The organism is Microbacterium sp. Root53, assembly GCF_001426925.1.
Taxonomy (GTDB): Bacteria; Actinomycetota; Actinomycetes; order Actinomycetales; family Microbacteriaceae; genus Microbacterium.
On record NZ_LMFR01000020.1, the window covers coordinates 73668 to 93740 of the forward strand.

A 20073-nucleotide genomic window follows, 5' to 3' on the forward strand; every position below is an offset into this window, starting at 1 on the left:
GACTGCCTCTGTCGATGGGAGCCAGCATCCGCCCCCGGCGCACATCCGCGCAATTCGAGTGCACAAACGTGCACGCGGGTGCAGAATGGGGCTCATGGTGGACCAGATCGAGGCGGTGCCGCGCACCCCGCCGACCGACCGGCGGGCCCTCGCAGCGCACAAGGCCGCGCAGCTCTACTACATGCAGGACATGACGATGGAGGCCATCGCCGCCGAGCTCGCGGTGTCGCGGTCATCCGTGTCCCGCCTGCTCAGTCACGCGCGCGACATCGGCATCGTCGACATCCGGATCACCTCGCCGCTCGAGGGCGGGGTGTCGCTCGAGCGCGAGCTGCGCTCGCGGTTCCGGGTCGCGGCGCACGTCGTGCCGATGCCGGCGAGCGTGAGCGAGATCGAGCGCCTGGAGCGCGTCGCGATCACGGCCGCGCGCCTGCTGACGCAGTTCGTGGACTCCAACATGACCGTGGGGATCGCATGGGGATCCACGCTCAGTGCGATCAGCAGGCACCTGCCGGCCAAGGAGCTGCACGACGTGACGGTCGTGCAGCTCAACGGCGCGGGCAACGTGCAGACCACGGGCATCGAGTACGCCAGCGAGATCATGCAGCGCTTCGGCGCGGCGTTCGGGGCGCGCGTGCAGCAGTTCCCGGTGCCGGCGTTCTTCGACGATCCCGCGACGCGCGAGGCCATGTGGCGGGAGCGGAGCACCCGTCGCGTCCTCGAGATGCAGGCGCGGATGGATCTCGCGGTGTTCGGCGTCGGCTCTCCCGCGGCGGACGTGCCGAGCCGCGTGTACGCGGGCGGCTATCTCGACCGCGCGGACTACACGAGCCTGGCCGAGGACCGCGCGATCGGCGACGTCGCCACGGTGTTCTTCCGCGCCGACGGCTCGTGGCGCGACATCCGGCTCAACGCCCGCACCACGGGCCCGGGGTTGGACCGGTTGCGTCGCGTGCCGCGGCGCATCTGCATCGCCGCGGGCGTGCACAAGGCGGCCAGCCTGCGCGCCGCGATGGCGGCGGGGCTCGTCACCGACGTCGTGATGGACCAGGGCCTCGCGAGGGAGGTCGTGGAGCTCGGCTGACCGGGGCGCTCAGATGCCGAACGGCGCGGAGAGCGGGTCGATCCTGCTGCGGTCGCGCAGCGTCGGGCCGTTGCGGAACTCGCGCATGAGCATCTTCGCGACCTCCCGCAGGTCGCCGTCCGCGGCCTCCGCGACCGCGATCTGCCGCTGGTAGCTCGCGCCGCGCTCGAGGATGCCGCGGATGCTGGTGAACTCCCGCGCGCATTTGAGCTCGACGGCGATCGGCTCGAGCCGGTCGAGCGTCTCGAGCAGGTGCTGCTGCACCGGCACCTGGGTGCCCTCGCGGTCGACGATCACCTCGGCGTCGAGCCCGTAGCGCGCGGCGCGCCACTTGTTCTCGCGCGTGAACCAGGGCTGGAGCACGGGCAGCTCACGGCCCTCGTCGATGTCGCGAGAGAACGACTCGACGAGGGTCTGCACGAGGGCCGCGACGGCCGCCAGTTCCGGCAGGGTCGACATCCCGTCGCACGCGCGCACCTCGATCGTCCCCCAGTGCGGAGCGGGGCGGATGTCCCAGCGCACCTCGGTCGCGTCGGCCATCACGCCCGTGCGCGTCATGTCGTCGAGGTACGCCTCGTACTCCGACCAGGACCTGAGCTGCCACGGCAGGCCCGTCGTCGGCAGCTGCTGGAACACCAGCGCCCGGTTCGAGGCGTAGCCGGTGCGCTCGCCGGCCCAGAACGGGCTCGACGCCGACAGCGCCTGCAGGTGCGGGATGTAGCCGGTGAGGGCGTGGATGATCGGGAACACCTTGTTCACGTCCTCGACGCCCACGTGCACGTGGATGCCCCAGATCATCATGTTGCGACCCCACCACTGGGTGCGCTCGATCAGCGCGGCGTAGCGGTTCTTGTCGGTGACGGTCTGCCCGTACCACTTGGCGAAAGGGTGGCTCCCGGCGCACATCAGCTCGATGCCGCGCGGATCGGTCTGCGTGCGCACAGCGTGGATCGCGTCCGAGATGTCGTGGATCGCTGCCTCCACCGTGTCGCCGACGCCGCTCGTGACCTCGACCGTGTTGGTCAGCAGCTCGGCCGTGACCGTGTGGCGCTCGAGCGCGGTCAGCTCCTCGAGGGCCGGCATGATCTCCGGGGCTCGGCCGACCAGATCGCCGGTCTCGCCGTCGGCCAGCATCAGCTCCCACTCGATGCCGACGGTGGAGCGGGCGGAGGGCGCGAACGCGATCGTCATTCGCCCAGTGTCCTGGCCCGGCACGCCAGGGGCAACTTGTACGCGGGGCCCCGCGTCATCTGGCAGAATGGAGGGTCGGACCGGGTGCTCGACCCTCTATCCAGCGCCCAGAGTCCTCCTCTTGAGCTTCCGCCGGTGTGCACCCCACTACCTGGCGACTGGTTCGTCTCGCTTTACACACCACACAGGAGAATCGTGGCTGTCAAGATCCGTCTGAAGCGCCTGGGCAAGATCCGTGCGCCGTACTACCGCATCGTCGTGGCCGACTCGCGCACCAAGCGCGACGGTCGTGTGATCGAGGAGATCGGCAAGTACCACCCGACCGAGGAGCCCTCGTTCATCGAGGTCGACTCGGAGCGTGCGCAGTACTGGCTGTCGGTCGGCGCCCAGCCGACCGAGCAGGTGCGCGCCATCCTCAAGATCACGGGCGACTGGGGCACCTTCAAGGGTGAGAAGGATGCGAAGAGCACCCTGAAGACCCGCGAGGAGAAGGCCGGCTACGTGGCCGACTCGTCGAAGAAGTCGGTCGTCAAGCCCAAGGTCGAGAAGAAGGCCGAGGAGCCCGCCGAGGCTCCGGCCGCCGAGGCCGAGGCCGCAGAGTAATCGTGCTGGCCGCCGCGCTCGAGCACCTCGTCAAGGGGATCGTGGATCACCCGGACGACGTGCGCATCGACTCGTCCACCTCGCCTCGCGGGGACGTGCTGGAAGTGCACGTCCACGCGGACGACCGTGGGCGCGTCATCGGGCGCGGCGGCCGTACCGCGAAGGCCATCCGCACGCTCGTGTCGGCCCTGGCGGACGGTCGTCGCGTGCGCGTCGACGTCGCGGACGACTGATCGTGGCCGCAGGAAAGCCCGCCAAGAACCAGCTTCGCGTCGGCCGCCTCGTCAAGGCCCACGGCCTCAAGGGCGCGCTCAAGCTGGAGCTGTACACCGACGACCCCGACGGGCGGTTCACGCCCGGGGCGACGTTCACCCTGCAGGTGCCTGAGCACTCGCAGTGGCACGGCAAGACCATCACCGTGCGGGAGTTCCGCTGGATGAACCAGCACCCCGTCGTCTTCTTCGAGGGCGTCGACGACCGCAACGCGGCCGACACCCTCGTGCGCGCCATCCTGTGGATCGACCAGGATGAGGACGCGCCCGCCGAGCCCGACGCCTGGTACGACCACCAGCTGGTGGGTCTGGACGTCGTGCGCGACGGCGTCGTCGTCGGAAAGGTCGCGCGGGTCGACCACTTCCCGGCGCAGGACCTGCTCGTGGTCCGCGCCGGCGAGGACGAAGTGCTCGTGCCGTTCGTCTCGGCCATCGTGCCTGAGGTCGACATCGAGGGCGGCCGCGTCGTCGTGACGCCGCCCGCCGGTCTGTTCGAGGAGCTGCCCGAGCCCGAGACGCCTGAGGCGGAGACGCCCGCGTCCGAGGACTGACCCGATGCGCATCGACATCGTCACGATCTTCCCGGCGTTCTTCGATGTGCTCGACGTCTCGCTGATCGGAAAGGCCCGCGACAAGGGCCTGCTCGACCTGCGCGTGCACGACCTGCGCGACTGGACCCACGACCGCCACCGCACGGTCGACGACACGCCCTACGGCGGCGGCGCCGGCATGGTCATGAAGCCGGAGCCCTGGGGCGAGGCGCTCGACGAGATCCTCCAGGACGACGCCGTGCTGGTGGTTCCGACGCCCTCGGGCGAGGTCTTCTCGCAGCCGATGGCGCGCGAGCTGGCGCAGGAGTCGCAGCTCGTTTTCGCGTGCGGCCGGTACGAGGGCATCGATCAGCGCGTGATCGACCACTACGCGTCGCGGGGCCGCGTGCGCCTCGTGAGCATCGGCGACTACGTGCTCAACGGCGGCGAGGTCGCCGCCATGGCGATGATCGAGGCCGTCACGCGGCTCGTGCCGGGCTTCATGGGAAACCCCGAGAGTCTGCTCGAGGAGTCTCACGAGGACGGCCTTCTCGAATACCCGATCTACACCAAGCCCGCCGTCTGGCGCGGGCTGGAGGTGCCGCCCGTGCTGCTCAGCGGCAACCACGGCGCGGTCGCCGCCTGGCGCCGCGAACAGAGCCTCGAGCGCACCCGCGAGCGTCGCCCCGACCTGCTGGCTGACTGACTGACGTCAGAAGGGCGGCGGGTCGCTCCCGAAGTCGGCGCGCGCGATCTCCGCGGACGCTTCGAACCGGACGACCGGGGTGGGTTTGTGCTTGTAGGCCCTGCCGGTGGGACTGATGACCTCCATCACCCCGCCGGGCCCGTGGCGGAAGTCCCAGTTCGAGTTGTGTTTCAGGACGTGGTGGGCGCGGCACAGGTTGGCGAGGTTGCGGACGTCCGTGACCCCGCCTTCCGAATACGGGATGGTGTGGTCGTCCTCGCACCGGATCGCGGGTTGCCGGCAGCCGGGGAAGCGGCAGTGCTCGTCCCGGGCGACCAGGAAGCGGCGCTGCGCTTTCGTGGGCGTGTAGGTGTCGACGGTCTTCAGGCACCCGGTGTCGGGGTCCTGGAACAAGCGCGTCCACTTGGCGGCCTCGCCGGCCAGGCGGCGGGCCGCGTCGGCGGGTATGGGTCCGTAGCCGGCGAGGAACGCGGACTCGTCGCCGACGCCGGTGAGGGTCTGCCACGGGACGGTGACCTGAACGGTGGCGGTGATCTTCGTGAGGGCGTCGCCGCCGTGCTGGTCGATCAGCTCGGCGGTGGGGAGGCCGGCGAGGGCGATCTCGGCGAACACGTCCGCCCGGATCTGATCCAACGTCCGCTCGTCGGTCTCATCCTTGGTGCGGTGGATCGTGCGGGCCATCTGGGTGGCCCGGTCGTGCATCGCGTACACCGTCACCGCCGGACCGATGTAGGTCAACTCCCCCATCCCGTCCGGGAGCGGCGCCGCCCGCAGGGAGCGGTCGGCCATGGCCTCTTCGTGCCGCTCCTCCAGTGGCAGCGGCTCGATGTCGTCCGCGAGCTTCCGCGCGACGGAGCCCAGCTGGCCGGCGGTGAGCTTCTCCGCCCGTGGCAGGATGATCCGCTCGAACTCCGCCCGGGAGTCGTCATCCTCGAGGCGACTGCCGGCGTCGAGGATGGCTCGCACGTGCGGCTCGCTGATCCGGCCTTCCTCGAACAGGGCGAATGTGGCCGGGAATCCGTCGATGAGGTCGACCGCCCACTCCATCCGGGCCCGGATCGTGCGGTCTGACGTCCGCCCGGCGACCGCGAACTCCGCGGCCATGGACCTCAGCGGGTGCTCGAACTCCGAACCCGTCCCACCCCGGCGGGTCTGGGCTTCGGCGATCGCGCGGCCCTCGGCGAGGATCCACGCCTGCCGGGCCTTCGCCTGGGCGATGATGACCTGCTGCTCCAGGTAATCGTCGACGAGCTCTGACGTGCGGGCGCGTTCGGCCGGGGTGGGAGCCCACCGGGTCGAAGTCGCGGCCCGATTCTCCTCCGGGCCACCGACATTCACCGGGCCGGAAAGCGCAGATCAGCGATTCAAACCGAATCTGTGGAGAAGTCCTCGCGGGGGCATCCTGTGGACGAGCGGTGGGCCGGTCGGCAGGGAGGGTTCGGACACGTTTCGACTCCGGCGCTGGCGCGCCTCCGCTCAACGACCACAGGGTGGGGGCGGCGCTGGCGCTCGCTTCGCTCAAGGCCCGGAGGGGTGGGCCGGCGTTGGCGCTCGCTTCGCTCAACGACCGAAAGGGGGAGCCGGTCTCGACGGGCAGACGCTCGCGGCGTAGTGGGCGGGCATTCCGGGAGGTCGAGATGAATGCCAAGCGGACCCTTCAGAAGGCGGCGGTCGCCTGCGTCGCCGTGGCCGGGGCGGTCGTCCTGTTCGCGCCCGCATACTCGACGGCGAGCATCGGCGCCGACGGGGTCGAGCGGGCCGGCAGCGCCTCGGTGCTGCAGCACGTCGGTCCCTGGACGCTGCTGCTCGTGCTGATCCCCGCGGCCATCGCCGCCGTGCCGCTGGTCGCGGCGCCGTGGCCGGGGCAGTCGTCCACGATCGTCTCGGCGTCCCTGATGGTGGCGTGGGGCATCGTGGGCGCGGCGAGCATCGGCGTCCTCTACTGGCCGGCCATCCTGTGCTCGGTCGCGTCGGTGTTCGCGCCTACGCGGTCACCACGCGGGTCAGGGTCACCACGGCGTTCTTGAACTCCGGCATCGACGAGATGGGATCGAGTCGGTCGCTCGTCAGCAGGTTCGCGCTCGCGCCGTCGGGGAAGTGGAACGGGAGGAACACGGTGTCGGGCCGGATGTCCGAGCTCACGCCCACGCGGGCCTCGACGGCGCCGCGCCGGTTCTCCAGCCGCACGAGGTCGCCGTCGGCGACGCCGCGATCGCGGGCGGTCGCGGGATGCAGCTGGGCCACGAGCTCGGGACGGGCGTCGTTGAGCTCCGGCACCCGGCGGGTCTGGGCGCCCGACTGGTAGTGCTCGAGCAGCCGACCGGTGATGAGGCTCAGCTCGCCGCCGTGCGGCGTCTCGGGGGAGTAGGAGCGGACCGCCACGAGCCGTGCGCGGCCGTCCGCGTGCGCGAACCGGTCGGCGAACAGCCGCGGCGTGCCGATCCCTCCCGGCGGGTACGGCCAGTGGGCGCCGACGCCCTCCGCCTCGAGCGCGTCCAGCGTCGCGTGGCTGAGGCCGGAGTAGTCGGCGAGCCCGCCCGCCGAAGCGCGCGCCAGCTCGTCGAACACCAGCGACGGATCCAGGTCCCACGTGCCCGGGGCGTCGAACCGGCGGGCGAGCTCGGCCATGATCCACAGCTCGCTGCGCGGCCCCGCGGGCGGCTCGAGGGCGCGGCGCCGGCGCAGCACGCGGCCCTCGAGGTTGGTCATCGTGCCGTCCTCCTCGGCCCACTGCAGCACGGGCAGCACGACGTGGGCCAGGCGCGCGGTCTCGGACAGGAAGAAGTCGCTCACGACGAGCAGGTCGAGGCGCGCGAGCGCGTCGCGCACCGACTGCACGTTGGGCGAGGACACCACGACGTTCGAGCCGTGCACCAGCAGCGCCCGCACGCCGCCGGGGCGGCCGCAGCTCTGCAGCAGCTGCACGGCGGGGATCCCGGGCCCGGGGATGATTGCCGGGTCGACGCCCCACACGGCCGCGACGTACTCGCGAGCGGCCGGGTCGTCGATCTTGCGGTAGCCCGGCAGCTGGTCGGACTTCTGACCGTGCTCGCGGCCGCCCTGCCCGTTGCCCTGGCCCGTCAGCGTGCCGTAGCCGCTGCCCGGAGTGCCGGGCAGCCCCAGCAGCAGCGCGAGGTTGATCGCGGCGGTGGCGGTGTCGGTGCCGTCGGCGTGCTGCTCGACGCCCCGCCCCGTGAGGATGTACGTCGATCCGGATTCCGCCAGCCGCCGCGCGAGCGACTGGATCGCCGCGGCCGGAACGCCCGTGACCTGCTCGGCGCGCTCGGGCCACCACATCGAGACCGAGCGGCGCAGCGCCTCGAAGCCGCGTGTGCGTCGGTTCACGTAGTCAGCGTCGAAGAGACCCTCGGCGATCACGACGTGGATCAGACCGAGCAGGAGGGCGAGGTCGCTGCCCGGCACGGGCTGCACGTGCTGGCCCGCGCCGTCCGCCGTGAGCCGGGCGGTCGTGCTGCGACGCGGATCCACGACGATCAAGCCGCCGCGCGCCCGCGCGCCCTGCAGGTGCGACACGAACGGCGGCATGGTGTCGCCCACGTTCGAGCCGAGCATCAGGATGGTCTCAGCCGTGTCCAGGTCCGTGAGCGGGAACGGCAGCCCGCGGTCCACGCCGAACGCGCGGTTCGCGGCGGCCGCGGCCGACGACATGCAGAACCGGCCGTTGTAGTCGATCCGGGACGTGCGCAGCGCGATGCGGGCGAACTTGCCGAGCTGATACGCCTTCTCGTTCGTGAGGCCGCCGCCGCCGAAGATCCCGACCGCGTCGGCGCCGCTCTCCCGCTGGATCGCGCGGAGGCGCTCCGCGATGAGGTCGAGGGCCTCGTCCCACGTGGCCGGGTGCAGCTCGCCGTCCGCGCCGCGCACGAGCGGGGACGTGAGCCGGTCGGGCGCGGCGAGCAGCTCGTTCGAGCTCCAGCCCTTGCGGCACAGGCCGCCGCGGTTCGTGGGGAACTCGCGCCCCTCGACCGACACCGGCAGCCGCTCGCCGGGCGTCGGCGTGAGGGTCATGGCGCACTGCAGCGCGCAGTACGGGCAGTGGGTCGCGGCCGTCTGCGCGGGGGCGGACGGCGCGTCGGTCAGCGAAGCGGGCGTCATGCGGGCGCCACCTCGCGGGCCGAGATGAGCTCGGCGATCCGCGCGCGGCAGCCGCCGCAGCCGGTGCCGGCGCGCGTGCACCGGCCCACATCCGCCACGGTCTCGCAGCCGTCGTCGACCGCGTCCTCGATCGTCCCGGCCGTGACCCCGTTGCACACGCACACCGTGGCGTCGCGCCCGGTCGCGATCGGGCCCTGGTCCTCGTCCGCGTCGAGGCGCAGCAGCAGGGATCGGTCGGCCGGCAGCTCGCCCGCACGCGCGTACAGAACGCTCAGCTCCGCGGCGGTGCGCGGCATCCCGACCGACACGAAGCCCGTGAGGACGCCGTCGCGGCTGACCATCTTCACGTACGTGCCGTGCTGCGGGTCGGCCCACATCGCCACGCCCGGGGCGGTCTCTCCCGCGGGAACGGGGGCGAACGGGTCGGCCGACACGTCGCCCGCCGAGACCAGGTCCACCTGCTCCGCCTTGAGCGCCACGACGCCCGGCACGTCCTCCGCGAACGGCATCGCCTCCAGGCCGTCGAGCTCGGCGCGCAGCGCACGCGCGAGCCATTCGGCCTGGCGCCAGCCGGGGCCGATCAGGCCGCTGGGCCCGCCCGGCACGTGCGCTTCGTGCAGCAGCGTGGGGTCGCCGCCGTGCTCGAACACGTGCGCGCAGTCGCCGATCGCGTGGATGTCCGGGTCCGTCCACGAGCGCAGGCGCGCGTCGACGAGCACGCCGCGGTCGACGCGCAGCCCGGCCGTCTCGGCGAGCTCGGTGCGCGCCCGCACGCCGCACGACAGCACGAGCAGGTCGCCCTCGATGCGGCGGCCGTCCGAGCTCACGAGCGCACGGAAGCGGCGCACGCCGTCGCCTTCATCCCGCGCGATGATCGCCTCCGCGCGCGTGTGCGGCACGACGTGGACGCCGGCGCTCTCGAGCGCCGCCGCGAGCACCGAGGCCGATCCGCGGTCGAGCTGACGCGGCATCGGCATGGGGCCGAAATGCGCGACCTGCGGGACGGCGCCCGCGCGCGCGAGCAGAAGGGCCAGCTCGATCCCGAGCACCCCGGCGCCCAGCACGACCACGCGGCCGCCCGTCGCGACCACGCCGCGCACGTGCTCGGCGTCCTCGGGGGTGCGCAGCACGCACACACCCGAGGTCAGGGCGAGATCGAGGCCGGAGTCGTCCGGTCCCAGGTGCTCCAGCCCGTCGAGCATCGGCACGATCGCACGCGCGCCCGTGGCGAGCACGACGCGGTCGTACGCGAGGCGGCGCCCGTCGCTCAGCTCGACCTCCCGTGCGCCGCGATCCAGCGATGTCGCGCGCACGCCGGTGACGACGTCGGCGCCGGCGGCGCGCAGCTCGGACAGATCGGCGATCGCGAGGTCGTCGCGCTCCAGCTCGCCCGTGGCGTACTCCGCGACCAGCACGCGGTTGTACGGCTCGTGCGTCTCGGCGCCGACGATCGTCAGCGCGACGCGTCCCGTCGCGATCTCGGGGAGCAGCTCCTCCGCGAAGCGCACGCCGACCGGGCCGAGCCCGATGAGCACGACCCGGAGGGCGGGGGAGTCCTGGAACATCCGGCCCCTCAGATCCGGTGACCGGCGAGCGAGGCCCGCGGCACGATGTACACGACGGCCGTGATGGTCATGAGCACGGCGTAGGCGGCCACGAAGCCCCAGAACGCCGCGACGTAGCCGCCGGTCGCCGCGTGCGACGCGTTCAGCACCTGCGGGATCACGAAGCCGCCGTAGGCGCCGATCGCCGAGATCAGGCCCAGCGCGGCCGCGCCCTGGCGCTGCGTGCTGACGGCGTGCGGGTCGCCCGCGGTCGCCGCGCCACGCGCCGCGAAGATGCTCGGGATCATCCGGTACGTCGCGCCGTTGCCCATGCCCGTGGCGACGAACAGCAGCAGGAAGCAGCCCAGGAACACCCAGAAGCTGCCGAGCGGCAGGGTCAGGATGAGCGACAGCGCGCCGAGGATCATGACGCCGAACGCCGCGACCGTCATCCGCGCCCCGCCGAAGCGGTCCGCGAGCTTGCCGCCGTACGGGCGGGCGAGGGACCCGACGAGCGCGCCCATGAACGCCAGCGACAGCGACGCCCCGGCCACCTGGAAGGTCGAGAACTCGGGGAACTGGTCGGCGATCAGCTTGGGGAACACGCCCGCGAAGCCGATGAACGAGCCGAACGTGCCGATGTACAGCACGGCCATGATCCACAGGTGCGGCTCGCGCAGGGCGGACGCGGCGCCCGCGAAGTCCGCCTTGGCGGAGGACAGGTTGTCCATGAAGCGGTACGCGCCCCACATCGCGACGAGGATCAGCGGGATCCACATCCAGCCCGCGAGCTGGATGTTGAAGGTGCCGGCCGCGCCGAGCGTGACCGCGATGGGCACGAGCAGCTGCGCGATCGCGGTGCCGATGTTGCCGCCGGCCGCGTTGAGGCCGAGCGCCCAGCCCTTCTCGCGCTGCGGGAAGAAGTACGTGATGTTGGCCATCGAGCTGGCGAAGTTGCCGCCACCCACGCCGCCGAGCGCGGCGATCAGCAGCAGCACGCCGAACGGCGTCTCGGGGTTCTGCACCGCGAAGCCGAGCGCCGTGGCGGGGATGAGCAGCAGCGCGGCCGACACGATGGTCCAGTTGCGGCCGCCGAACGTCGCGACCGCGAACGTGTACGGGAAGCGCAGCGTGGCGCCGACGAGGCTGGGCAGCGAGATCAGCCAGAACGACTCGGTGGTCGTGAGCGTGAATCCGGCGTTCGGCAGCATCACGACGACGATGCTCCAGAGCTGCCAGATGATGAAGCCGAGGAACTCGGCGAAGATCGACCAGCCCAGGTTGCGGCGGGCGATCGCACGGCCCTGCGACGCCCAGAACGCGGCGTCCTCGGGGTTCCAGCCGTCGATCCAGCGGCCGGGGCGGAAGGTCAGGGTGGTCTGCGGCGCCTCGATGACGGAGGCGGACGGGGCGGTGCCCGATGCGGTGATGCTGGGTGCGGTGGAGCTGAGCGGCGTGGCCATGGCGACTCCTCGGAGGTCAGCGGATGCGGGGGACATCGGGTGGGGCGATTCCGACCGTAGGGCGGGCGTGTTTCGGCGCCGCGCGTGCGCCCGTTACCTCTCCATCACCGTTCGATCACCGCCCGGGCGCAGGTCGGTTGAGGGCTTCGTCACACGCCGGAAACATCGCGCCCCGGTGGCCGGCCGGAGGGTGCGGCTCCGGGAGCCGAGAGGTCTCGGCGAGCGGAGCCGGCCGGCGCCGGGGTCCTTAGACTCGGAGCATGGATGATGCCGGGAAGCCGCCGCGCGCCGCGGTGATCACGGTGAGCGACCGCTCCGCGCGGGGCGAGCGCGAAGATCTGTCCGGGCCCGAGGCGGTCGCGGCGCTGCGCGTCGCGGGCTTCGACTGCGACGACGCCGTGGTGGTGCCCGACGGCGCCGAGAGCGTCGAGCGCGCGCTGGCCGCCATGATCGCGGCCGGGGCGGGCGTCATCGTCACGACGGGCGGCACCGGGCTCGGTCCGAGGGACCAGACGCCCGAGGGCACGCTGCGCGTGATCCAGCGCGAGGTGCCGGGCATCGCCGAGGAGCTGCGGCGGATCGGTGCGGCCGAGAAGCCCGCGGGGATGCTGTCCCGCGGCGTCGCGGGCGTCGCGCACGGCACGCTCATCGTGAACCTGCCGGGCTCGCCCGCGGCCGTGCGAAGCGGCATGCCCGTCGTGGTGTCGATCGCCCGTCACGCCGCCTCGCAGCTCGCCGGGGAGGACCATTGAGCGCCGGCACAGAGGACGCTCTCGCGGCGGAGACCGTGCGGATCGCGCGGATCTCGGCCACGCCGATCCGGCTGGACGAGCACGTCGCCGCGATCGACGACCCGCGGATGGGCGCCGAGACCTCGTTCGTGGGGCGCGTGCGCGATCACGATCCGGATGCGCGCGGCGCGGTCTCGGCGCTGGAGTACACGTCCCACCCCGACGCGGAGGCCACGCTGCACGCGATCGCGCTGCGCGCGGGGGAGGCCCACGGCGCGATCGTCGCCGTGAGCCATCGCATCGGCCGTCTGGAGGTGGGCGAGGCGGCGGTCGTGATCGCGGTCGCCGCGCCGCACCGCGCCGAGGCCTTCGCCGTCTGTCGCGAGGTCATCGAGGACATCAAGCGCGAGCTCCCGATCTGGAAGCGGCAGATCGAGGCCGACGGCACGGCGGAGTGGAAGGGCCTCGGCGGCTGAGCGCGCCCGGCGCGAGAATGCATTCCTGAGGGATCGGAAAGAAAGCCGAATCCTTCTGCGGTGTGTCGGTTGATTCGCGTCGCGCACCGGCGCATTCTCGGAATCAGCCGGCCTCAGAGGTGAGTCGGCGGAGACGGAGGACCCGAATGTCCATCGCAGTCACGGGAGCCAGCGGACGGCTCGGCTCGTACATCATCGACGCCCTCGTCGAGCGCGGCGTCTCGCCCACCGACATCGTCGCCATCACCCGCACGCCCGAGGGGGTGCGGTTCCGGGACCGCGCCGTCACCGTGCGGCAGGCCGACTACGACGATCCGGCCTCACTCGACCTCGCCTTCCGGGGCGTCGAGCGGCTCATGCTCGTGGCGGGCACCGAGATCGGCCGGCGTCTCGGCCAGCACCGCAACGTGATCGCGGCCGCCGAGCGGGCCTGGGTGGGGTGCATCGTCTACACGAGCATGCTCGGCGCGGACACCGCCGGGCTGACCCTGGCCGAGGAGCACCGCGAGACCGAGGCGGCACTGCGGCAGACCCGCATCCCCACGACGTTCCTCCGCAACGGCCTCTACCTCGACACGTTCATGGAGCAGGCCCCGCAGCATGTGGCGCGCGGCGAGGTGCTGGGCGGCCCGGGCCGGATCGCCGCCGCGCATCGCCGCGACTACGCCGACGCCGCCGCGGCGGCCGTGCTCACGCCGTGGGCCGGGCGGGTCTACGAGCTGGGCGGAAGCCCGTTCACGCTCGAGGAGTACGCGCGCGAGCTCTCCCGCGTCTCCGGCAAGGACGTGGCCTACCGGCCGCTGCAGGGGGACGCGCTGCGCGCCGCCCTGGTCGCGCAGGGCATGACGGAGACCGAGGCCGTGCTGGCCGTGGAGCTCGACGAGGCCGCGGCGCGCGGTGCGCTCGACACCGACTCCACCGAGCTGGTGGAGCTCAGCGGCCGTCGCCCGACCACGCTCTCGGACGCCGTGCGCCAGGCGCTCGCGCCGCAGGTCGCGGCTGCCTGACCGCGGGGGCCGGCTGACCGCCGGACCGCCTGACCTCCCGGCTCAGCCTCCCGCGAACGGCGGCAGCACGTCGACCGTCGCGCCGGCGGCGAGCGGCGCGTCGTCGTCGCGACGCTCGCCGTCGACGAGGACAGCGCACCGCGGCAGAATGCCCGCGAGCGCCGGATGCTCGGCGATCAGCGCGGCGCGGAGCGCGCCGAGCGTGGCCTCGGTCCGCTGCTCCTCGGCGCGGCCGGCGGCCTCCTCCGCCGCGGCGAAGAAGCGGACCCGGCTCACGCCGGCTCCCCGCCGGTGCGCGAGCGCCACGCGTGCGCGAGCTCCGTGACGTCCGCGACCGCCTGGGCGATGTCGTCGGGAGAGCCGCCTGCGCGGCCCGCCGCGAGACCCGCGAGGAACGCGGTCAGCGGGGCGGCCGGGCGAGCGACGCCGTGCGCGACGTCGCGTGCGAGGTCGAGGATCAGCGTGACCGGGACGTCGTCGGGCGACAGCCCGAGGGTCTCGCTCGCCGCGCGGGCCCACTCGTCGAGCGCCTCGGGGGGAAGCGTGCGATCGCTCATCGTTCAGTCCTCCTCGCGCGTCCAGGATCCGCTCCGCCCGCCGGTCTTCGCGACGATCCGGGCGTTCTCGATGCGGGCCGAGCGATCCATGCCCTTCACCATGTCGACGACCGACAGCGCCGCGATCGCGACGGCCGTCAGGGCCTCCATCTCGACGCCCGTGCGGTCGGCCGTGCGCACCGTGGCCTCGATCGCGACGCCCTCGTCCTCGACCGCGAGGTCGACGGCCGCGCCGTGCACGCCGATCACGTGCGCGAGCGGCAGCAGCTCGGCGCAGCGCTTCGCGCCCTGGATGCCGGCGATCCGCGCGACCGCCAGCACGTCGCCCTTGGGCACTGCGCCGTCGCGCAGCGCCGCCACGGTCTCGGGGGCGACGCGCACGAAGCCCCGTGCGGTCGCCGAGCGGACGGTCGGCTGCTTGTCGGTCACGTCGACCATGCGGGCGTGACCGGCGGCGTCGAGGTGGGTGAAGCTCATGGCAACAGCATGACATCGACGAGGTCGCCCTCGGCGACCGCGTCGACCTCGGCGGGCACGACCGCGTAGGCCTCGGCGCGCGCGAGACCGGCGGCCAGGTGCGAGCCCGAGCCACCGGCGGTCGCGGGCCGCACGGTCCAGCGCGCCGGGTCGGAGCGGTCGATCGCGGCCGGCACGTACTGGCGGCGTCCCGGGGGCGTGCGCCAGCCCGTCGCGGCGGGAAGACGGAGCACGGGGCGCTGCAGGTCCTCGCGGCCCTGCATCGCGAGCAGCGCGGGGCGCACGAAGGTCTCGAACGACACGGCCACGCTCACAGGGTTCCCCGGGAGCCCGAACAGCAGCGCCCCGTTCGACAGCCGCCCGAAGGCCTGCGGCTTGCCGGGCTGCATCGCGACCCGGGTGAAGGCGATCTCGCCCTCGAGCGCGTGCCGGACGACCTCGTACGCGCCGGCGCTCACGCCTCCGGACGTGATCACGACGTCCGCCTCGCTCGTCTCGGCGAGCAGCGCGCGCAGCTCGTCGGGGTCGTCGGACACGCACGCGGCCCGCAGCAGCTCGGCGCCGGTCGCGCGCACGAGCCCCGCGAGCAGCACCGAGTTCGACTCGGGGATCTGGCCGCGCTCGAGCTCGGCGCCGGGCTCCACGAGCTCATCGCCGGTGGAGACGACCACGACGCGCGGGGGCCGCGCCACGATCACGCGGTCCACTCCGGTCGCGGCCGCGGCCGAGAGCTCGAGCGGTCCGAGCCGCGCGCCGGCCGGGATCACCAGACTGCCCGCCGGCTGGTCCTCGCCGCGACGACGGATGTGCGCGCCGACGGCCCGGGGAGCGCGGATCACCCGGATGTCGCCGAGCGAGTCGGCGAGGCCTCCGGCCGTGTCCTCGAACGGCACGATGGCGTCGGCGTCGCTCGGGACCGGTGCCCCCGTCATGATGCGCGCGGCCTCGCCGGGCGCCAGCGCAGGGTCCTCGGACGATCCCGCCGGGAGATCCGCGACGACGCGGAGCACGATGGGCTCGTCGGCCGACGCGTGCGCGACATCCGCGCAGCGCACGGCGAAGCCGTCCATCGCGGAGTTGTCGAACACGGGCACGTCGACCCGTGCGTGCACGGGCTCCGCGAGCGTCAGCCCGACAGCGCCCGGCAGCGTCAGGGTGATCGGGCCGTTCGGCTGGATCGCGGCGAGCACGTCCGCGAGCTGCTCTTCCACGGTGCGGAGCGGGCCGGGCGCGGTCATGTCGTCACCGCCGGCTCGACCAGGGGCTCCGGCCAGGTGCGGATGCCGCCGTCCAGGGTCCGGGCGTCGATCCCGTGTGCCGCGAGCAGCGCCGCCCCCTCGGCCGAGCGCACACCGCTGAGGCACACGACCACGACGGGGCGCCCGTCCGCCGCGTCGCGCACGCGGGCGGTCGCGGCGCCCGGATCGGCGCGCAGTTCGCCGAGCGGCACGTGGAGCGCGCCGGCGATCGTGCCGGCCCGCACCTCGTCCGGCTCGCGGACGTCCACCACGAGAGGCGCGGCGGGCGAGCCGAGCGCGCCGGCGAGCTCGGCGGGCGGCACGCGCGCTGGCCCGGACGCGGCCGGCGCCGCGACCGCGGCCTCGGGCGAGCGTCCGCGCAGCGGCACCTCGCGCTGCGTCGCGCGCAGGCCGTCGATCACGAGGATGCGGCCCAGCAGAGGCGCGCCGATGCCCGCGATCAGCGTGATGGCCTGGGTCGCCATGAGCGCGCCGACCTGCAGGCAGAGCGATCCGAGCACGCCGACCTGCGCGCACGTCGGGACATCCCCGGCGCTTCCGGCCGGGTAGAGGTCGGAGAGCCGCACCGCGGCCGCGCCGGCCGGTGGCGCGGACCAGAACACGGTCACCTGCGCGTCGAAGCCCTGCACGGTGCCCCAGACGAGCGGCACGCCGAGCACGTCGCACGCCTCGGCCACCGCAAGGCGCGTGTCGAACGTGTCGCTGCCGTCCAGCACCACGTGCGCCCCGGCCAGCAGCCGGGCGGCGTTTTCGGGCGTGAGGCGCTCGCGCACGGAGCGCACGCGCCCCTCCGGCGCCAGGTCGGCGGCGGCACGCGCGGCGGAGTCGACCTTCGGACGGCCGACGTCGGCCATCCGGTGCAGCAGCTGCCGCTGCAGGTTCGAGGTCTCCACCACGTCGTCGTCGATCACGGTCAGCGTGCCGACCCCCGCCGCCGCGAGCGCCAGCACGGCGGGCGAGCCGAGGCCGCCCGCGCCGACGATCGCGACGTGGGCCGCGGCGAGCCGGCGCTGTCCGAGCTCGCCGAGCGGTGCGAGCACGTGGTGCCGCGCGGTGCGTGCGCTCTCCGCGGCGCTCAGCGCGGCGACCGGCTCGACCAGCGGCGGCAGCGGGACGGGGGTGGGGGACATGCCGACAGCCTACGGCCGCGGGGGGCGGCCGTGGATCGGCCCGCGCGCCGCATCGCGGCCGGCTGCGCGTGCCAGGATCGGAGCGTGCGTGCCCTCCGGATCGTGGCGGCCGCCGCCACCGCGGCGGCGCTGGCCGGATGCGCGCCCGCGGCTCCCGAGGGCGGTGCGCTGACGGTGTACGCGGCCGCGTCGGTCGCGCCCGCCATGGAGGAGATCGCCCAGGCGTTCGAGGCGCGGTATCCCGGCGTCGATGTGCGGCCGATCGTCTCGGACGGATCCCAGGTTCTCGCGACGCAGCTCGAGGAGGGCGCGCCGGCCGACGTCTTCGCGAGCGCGGACGAGGCCACCATGGCGCGCGTCGCCCCGCTGATCCACGATCCCGCGGTGCTCGCGACGAACACGCTCGTGCTCGCGGTGCCCCCGGGGAATCCGGCGGGCGTGCAAGCGCTCGAGGATCTCGCGCGCCCGGATGTGACCGTCGTGCTGTGCGCCGAGGACGTGCCGTGCGGCGCGGCGAGCGCGCGGCTCCTCGATGCCGCGGGCGTCGCGGTCGAGCCCGCGAGCCTCGAGCAGAACGTCGGCGGCGTGGTGACGAAGATCGCGGTGGGGGAGGCGGACGCCGGGCTCGTGTATCGCACGGACGCCCTCCGCGGCGACGTCGTCGCGATCGAGGCGGACGGGGCCGACGAGGTGGTGAACCGCTATCCCATCGCGGTGCTCCGCGCCGCGCCGAACCCGGAGGCGGCGCGGGAGTTCGCCGAGTTCGCGGCCGGGCCCGAGGGGCGCGCGATCCTCGCCGAGCTCGGCTTCGGGGCGCCGTGACGCCGCGGGCGGGCTGGCGCGGGAGCGGCGGGGTGCGCGGACGGCGCGGTCCGCGCCAAGATCGGGTGTCGGATGTCGAATCGGGGGAGACGACCATGACGGATGACCGACGCGCGCGCCCGCCGCGCGCGAGAGACGCCGCCGCCGGGCACCTGCCCCGCATCCTGGCGCTCCCGGCGATCCTGGGCCTCGCGCTGCTCGTCGTGCCGCTCGGGGGTCTCGTCGCGCGCGCGGACTGGAGCCGGCTGTGGGTCGACGTGTCGGCCCCCGCGGCGCGCGACGCGCTCGTCCTCTCGCTCGTCACGGGCGCGATCGCGACCGCCGTCTGTCTGGCGCTCGGCGTCCCGCTGGCGCTGCTGATCGCGCGGTCGCGGTCGTGGATCGCAGCGGTGCTGCGGGTGCTGGTGACCGTTCCGCTCGTGCTGCCGCCCATGGTGGGCGGCGTCGCGCTGCTGCTCCTGTTCGGGCGCACGGGGCCAGTCGGCGGGTGGCTCAACGGAGCGGGGCTGGCCCTGCCGTTCACGGCGGCGGCGGTCGTGATCGCCCAGGTGTTCGTCGCGCTGCCGTTCCTGGTGCTCGCGGTCGAGGCCTCGGTCCGCTCGATCGGGGTCGACTACGAGCGCACTGCCGCGTCGCTCGGGGCGGGGCGCTGGCACGTGCTGTGGCGGGTCACGCTGCCGCTCGCGGCGCCGGGCCTGGTCGCCGGCGTCGTACTGTGCTTCGCGCGCGCGATCGGCGAGTTCGGCGCGACCGCGCTGTTCGCGGGCAACAGCCCCGGCGTCACGCAGACCATGCCCCTCGCGATCTACACGGCCTTCAACGGCTCCGGCGTCGACCAGGGTCCCGCCGTGGCGCTGTCGCTGCTGCTGCTCGTCACGGCCGTCGCGGTGCTGCTGCTCGTGCGCGGCTGGCGACCCGGGAGCGTGCGATGAGCCGCGCGGTCGTGCCCGCCGGCACGCACCCCGTGGATGGGGCGGACGCGGCCCTCGAGGCCGACGTCGTGGTGCGCCGCGGCGCGTTCCGGCTGGACGCCGCGCTGCGCGCGCCGCACGGCGCCGTGACCGCCGTGATGGGACCGAGCGGCGCCGGCAAGTCGACGCTGCTCGCCGCGCTGGCGGGGGATGTGCGGCTCTCTTCCGGGTCCATCCGCCTGCCGGACGGCACCGTGATCACCCGCCGCCGGCACCTGCCCGCCTCGCGGCGCGGCGTCGTCCTGCTCGGCCAGGATCCGCGGCTGTTCCCACACCTCTCCGTCCGGGACAACGTCGCGTTCGGGCTCGCCGTACGGGGCACGCGAAAGGACGTCGCGCGCCGGGCGGCGGACGAGTGGCTGTGGCGCGTCGGACTGTCGGGCTCGGGCGATCACCGCCCCCGTGAGCTCTCCGGCGGTCAGCAGCAGCGCGTGGCGCTGGCCCGCGCCCTGGCCGTGACGCCCCGCCTGCTGCTGCTCGACGAGCCCCTCACCTCGCTCGACGCAGAGACTGCGGCGGACATCCGCGCCGTGCTGCACGATCAGCTGTCCTCCACGCGGACGACCGCGCTCATCGTGACGCACGATGCGTTCGATGCCGCGGCGCTCGCGAGGCGGGTCGTCGTGATCGAGCGCGGCGCCGTCACGCAGGAGGGCGCCGTGCGGGACGTGCTCGAGGCTCCCGCGACGGGCTTCGTGGCGGCTGTCGCCGGGCTCAACCGCGTGCATGGTGTCGCGGACGGGGGCGCCTGGCGCGCCGACGGAGTCGACGGCGACGTGCGGCTCGCGGCGGCGTCGGCGGCCGAGGTCCCGGACGGCGCCGGCCTCGTGGCGGTGTTCCGCCCCGCGGACGTGCGCGTCGAGCGCGCCGCGGAGGACACCTGGACCGGCGCGCTCCGCCTCGCGCGCGAGGAGCCGCGCCCGGTGGGGCGCTGGCTGGCCCGCGTGGTGCGGCTGGAGCCGACGCCCGGCGGCGCGCGTGTGCACACCAGCCGTCCCGACGTGGTCGCGGAGGTCACGGCCGCCCAGCTCGCGGCCCTGGAGCTCGCGCCCGGCGATCCGGTGCGGCTCGCGCTCGAGCCCGAGGACGTCCGCCTGCTGCCCGCGGGCTGACGCCTCACGGCATGTGCGGGCG

Annotated in this window: 22 protein-coding genes; 12 read left to right on the forward strand and 10 right to left on the reverse strand. The window is 73.8% G+C overall.

Annotation, left to right across the window (positions count from 1 at the left end):
* Positions 1–94: 94 nt before the first annotated feature.
* Positions 95–1084 (forward strand): sugar-binding transcriptional regulator, encoded by a 990-nt coding sequence (locus ASD19_RS08355; RefSeq protein ID WP_055991103.1) that lies wholly within the window; start codon positions 95–97, stop codon positions 1082–1084.
* 9 nt (positions 1085–1093) lie between these two features.
* On the opposite strand, the gene ASD19_RS08360 is transcribed toward ASD19_RS08355, so the two are convergent.
* A complete protein-coding gene (locus tag ASD19_RS08360; protein ID WP_055991106.1) occupies positions 1094–2275 on the reverse strand; it encodes a glutamate--cysteine ligase in 1182 nt (393 codons plus the stop codon).
* A gap of 195 nt (positions 2276–2470) precedes the next feature.
* Here ASD19_RS08360 and rpsP point away from each other — a divergent pair, with 195 nt between their 5' ends.
* From rpsP to trmD, 4 genes are read left to right on the forward strand one after another with little or no spacing between them, the layout of a single operon-like run.
* A complete protein-coding gene (rpsP, locus tag ASD19_RS08365; RefSeq protein WP_055991108.1) occupies positions 2471–2878 on the forward strand; it encodes a 30S ribosomal protein S16 in 408 nt (135 codons plus the stop codon).
* Positions 2879–2880: 2 nt separating this feature from the next.
* Positions 2881–3111 (forward strand): RNA-binding protein, encoded by a 231-nt coding sequence (locus tag ASD19_RS08370; RefSeq protein WP_055991111.1) that lies wholly within the window; start codon positions 2881–2883, stop codon positions 3109–3111.
* Between the two features lie 2 nt (positions 3112–3113).
* Complete coding sequence (rimM, locus tag ASD19_RS08375; protein ID WP_055991114.1) at positions 3114–3701, forward strand: ribosome maturation factor RimM; 588 nt, start codon at positions 3114–3116, stop codon at positions 3699–3701.
* Between the two features lie 4 nt (positions 3702–3705).
* Positions 3706–4386: a tRNA (guanosine(37)-N1)-methyltransferase TrmD gene (gene trmD, locus ASD19_RS08380; protein WP_055991117.1), complete on the forward strand. Its 681-nt coding sequence runs from the start codon at positions 3706–3708 to the stop codon at positions 4384–4386.
* 6 nt (positions 4387–4392) lie between these two features.
* On the opposite strand, the gene ASD19_RS08385 is transcribed toward trmD, so the two are convergent.
* Positions 4393–5724, reverse strand: coding sequence for an HNH endonuclease signature motif containing protein (locus ASD19_RS08385; protein WP_055991120.1), 1332 nt, complete (start codon positions 5722–5724; stop codon positions 4393–4395).
* A 299-nt stretch (positions 5725–6023) separates the two neighbouring features.
* Here ASD19_RS08385 and ASD19_RS14355 point away from each other — a divergent pair, with 299 nt between their 5' ends.
* Positions 6024–6413: a hypothetical protein gene (locus ASD19_RS14355; RefSeq protein ID WP_156377157.1), complete on the forward strand. Its 390-nt coding sequence runs from the start codon at positions 6024–6026 to the stop codon at positions 6411–6413.
* Here the strand turns inward: ASD19_RS14355 and ASD19_RS08395 are convergent.
* The 3 genes from ASD19_RS08395 to ASD19_RS08405 are packed head-to-tail and all read right to left on the reverse strand — an operon-like array spanning position 6370 to position 11509.
* Entirely contained in the window at positions 6370–8502 is a 2133-nt protein-coding gene (locus ASD19_RS08395; RefSeq protein ID WP_055991471.1) for a molybdopterin oxidoreductase family protein, read from the reverse strand. The two genes, ASD19_RS14355 and ASD19_RS08395, sit on opposite strands and share 44 nt — an antisense overlap.
* The gene (locus ASD19_RS08400; RefSeq protein WP_055991124.1) at positions 8499–10067 is read right to left on the reverse strand and encodes an FAD-dependent oxidoreductase; all 1569 of its coding nucleotides are present in this window, start codon (positions 10065–10067) and stop codon (positions 8499–8501) included. The genes ASD19_RS08395 and ASD19_RS08400 overlap by 4 nt, the downstream gene beginning before the upstream one ends.
* Positions 10068–10075: 8 nt before the next feature.
* Positions 10076–11509, reverse strand: coding sequence for an MFS transporter (locus ASD19_RS08405; RefSeq protein ID WP_082543098.1), 1434 nt, complete (start codon positions 11507–11509; stop codon positions 10076–10078).
* Between the two features lie 260 nt (positions 11510–11769).
* On the opposite strand from ASD19_RS08405, the gene ASD19_RS08410 reads away from it, so the two are divergent.
* The 3 genes from ASD19_RS08410 (at position 11770) to ASD19_RS08420 (ending at position 13723) form a co-directional block, all read left to right on the forward strand.
* The gene (locus tag ASD19_RS08410) at positions 11770–12261 is read left to right on the forward strand and encodes a MogA/MoaB family molybdenum cofactor biosynthesis protein (RefSeq protein WP_055991127.1); all 492 of its coding nucleotides are present in this window, start codon (positions 11770–11772) and stop codon (positions 12259–12261) included.
* Positions 12258–12716: a molybdenum cofactor biosynthesis protein MoaE gene (locus tag ASD19_RS08415; RefSeq protein WP_230667915.1), complete on the forward strand. Its 459-nt coding sequence runs from the start codon at positions 12258–12260 to the stop codon at positions 12714–12716. The genes ASD19_RS08410 and ASD19_RS08415 overlap by 4 nt, the downstream gene beginning before the upstream one ends.
* 146 nt (positions 12717–12862) lie before the next feature.
* Positions 12863–13723, forward strand: coding sequence for an NmrA family NAD(P)-binding protein (locus tag ASD19_RS08420; protein ID WP_055991131.1), 861 nt, complete (start codon positions 12863–12865; stop codon positions 13721–13723).
* 42 nt (positions 13724–13765) lie between these two features.
* On the opposite strand, the gene ASD19_RS08425 is transcribed toward ASD19_RS08420, so the two are convergent.
* Genes ASD19_RS08425 through ASD19_RS08445 form a run of 5 tightly spaced genes read right to left on the reverse strand, consistent with a single transcriptional unit; the run spans position 13766 to position 17146 of the window.
* Positions 13766–13999 (reverse strand): MoaD/ThiS family protein, encoded by a 234-nt coding sequence (locus tag ASD19_RS08425; protein WP_055991480.1) that lies wholly within the window; start codon positions 13997–13999, stop codon positions 13766–13768.
* Positions 13996–14280, reverse strand: a complete 285-nt coding sequence (locus ASD19_RS08430; RefSeq protein WP_055991134.1) for a DUF6457 domain-containing protein — start codon at positions 14278–14280, stop codon at positions 13996–13998. Before ASD19_RS08430 ends, ASD19_RS08425 begins: the two co-directional genes overlap by 4 nt.
* 3 nt (positions 14281–14283) lie before the next feature.
* Positions 14284–14757, reverse strand: a complete 474-nt coding sequence (gene moaC, locus ASD19_RS08435; protein ID WP_055991137.1) for a cyclic pyranopterin monophosphate synthase MoaC — start codon at positions 14755–14757, stop codon at positions 14284–14286.
* Positions 14754–15995, reverse strand: a complete 1242-nt coding sequence (locus ASD19_RS08440) for a molybdopterin molybdotransferase MoeA (RefSeq protein ID WP_055991140.1) — start codon at positions 15993–15995, stop codon at positions 14754–14756. Before ASD19_RS08440 ends, moaC begins: the two co-directional genes overlap by 4 nt.
* Positions 15992–17146: a ThiF family adenylyltransferase gene (locus tag ASD19_RS08445; protein ID WP_055991143.1), complete on the reverse strand. Its 1155-nt coding sequence runs from the start codon at positions 17144–17146 to the stop codon at positions 15992–15994. Before ASD19_RS08445 ends, ASD19_RS08440 begins: the two co-directional genes overlap by 4 nt.
* A gap of 84 nt (positions 17147–17230) precedes the next feature.
* Between ASD19_RS08445 and modA the strand changes: the two genes are divergently transcribed.
* The 3 genes from modA to ASD19_RS08460 all read left to right on the forward strand — a co-directional run bounded on the left by modA (position 17231) and on the right by ASD19_RS08460 (position 20051).
* Complete coding sequence (gene modA, locus ASD19_RS08450) at positions 17231–17968, forward strand: molybdate ABC transporter substrate-binding protein (protein ID WP_235563006.1); 738 nt, start codon at positions 17231–17233, stop codon at positions 17966–17968.
* A 95-nt stretch (positions 17969–18063) separates the two neighbouring features.
* Positions 18064–18900 carry an ABC transporter permease gene (locus ASD19_RS08455; protein ID WP_055991146.1) on the forward strand — a complete coding sequence of 279 codons (837 nt, stop codon included), beginning with the start codon at positions 18064–18066 and terminating at the stop codon, positions 18898–18900.
* Positions 18897–20051: a sulfate/molybdate ABC transporter ATP-binding protein gene (locus ASD19_RS08460; RefSeq protein ID WP_055991149.1), complete on the forward strand. Its 1155-nt coding sequence runs from the start codon at positions 18897–18899 to the stop codon at positions 20049–20051. The genes ASD19_RS08455 and ASD19_RS08460 overlap by 4 nt, the downstream gene beginning before the upstream one ends.
* The last annotated feature ends 22 nt before the right edge of the window (positions 20052–20073 follow it).

What these genes read in the sequence shown, in the direction of transcription:
- ASD19_RS08355 (WP_055991103.1), top strand. Translation starts at nt 95, where the DNA reads ATGGTGGACCAGATCGAGGCGGTGCCGCGCACCCCGCCGACCGACCGG.
- ASD19_RS08360 (WP_055991106.1), bottom strand. Translation starts at nt 2,275, where the DNA reads ATGACGATCGCGTTCGCGCCCTCCGCCCGCTCCACCGTCGGCATCGAG.
- trmD (WP_055991117.1), top strand. Translation starts at nt 3,706, where the DNA reads ATGCGCATCGACATCGTCACGATCTTCCCGGCGTTCTTCGATGTGCTC.
- ASD19_RS14355 (WP_156377157.1), top strand. Translation starts at nt 6,024, where the DNA reads ATGAATGCCAAGCGGACCCTTCAGAAGGCGGCGGTCGCCTGCGTCGCC.
- ASD19_RS08395 (WP_055991471.1), bottom strand. Translation starts at nt 8,502, where the DNA reads ATGACGCCCGCTTCGCTGACCGACGCGCCGTCCGCCCCCGCGCAGACG.
- ASD19_RS08400 (WP_055991124.1), bottom strand. Translation starts at nt 10,067, where the DNA reads ATGTTCCAGGACTCCCCCGCCCTCCGGGTCGTGCTCATCGGGCTCGGC.
- ASD19_RS08405 (WP_082543098.1), bottom strand. Translation starts at nt 11,509, where the DNA reads ATGGCCACGCCGCTCAGCTCCACCGCACCCAGCATCACCGCATCGGGC.
- ASD19_RS08410 (WP_055991127.1), top strand. Translation starts at nt 11,770, where the DNA reads ATGGATGATGCCGGGAAGCCGCCGCGCGCCGCGGTGATCACGGTGAGC.
- ASD19_RS08420 (WP_055991131.1), top strand. Translation starts at nt 12,863, where the DNA reads ATGTCCATCGCAGTCACGGGAGCCAGCGGACGGCTCGGCTCGTACATC.
- ASD19_RS08430 (WP_055991134.1), bottom strand. Translation starts at nt 14,280, where the DNA reads ATGAGCGATCGCACGCTTCCCCCCGAGGCGCTCGACGAGTGGGCCCGC.
- moaC (WP_055991137.1), bottom strand. Translation starts at nt 14,757, where the DNA reads ATGAGCTTCACCCACCTCGACGCCGCCGGTCACGCCCGCATGGTCGAC.
- ASD19_RS08440 (WP_055991140.1), bottom strand. Translation starts at nt 15,995, where the DNA reads ATGACCGCGCCCGGCCCGCTCCGCACCGTGGAAGAGCAGCTCGCGGAC.
- ASD19_RS08445 (WP_055991143.1), bottom strand. Translation starts at nt 17,146, where the DNA reads ATGTCCCCCACCCCCGTCCCGCTGCCGCCGCTGGTCGAGCCGGTCGCC.
- ASD19_RS08455 (WP_055991146.1), top strand. Translation starts at nt 18,064, where the DNA reads ATGACGGATGACCGACGCGCGCGCCCGCCGCGCGCGAGAGACGCCGCC.
- ASD19_RS08460 (WP_055991149.1), top strand. Translation starts at nt 18,897, where the DNA reads ATGAGCCGCGCGGTCGTGCCCGCCGGCACGCACCCCGTGGATGGGGCG.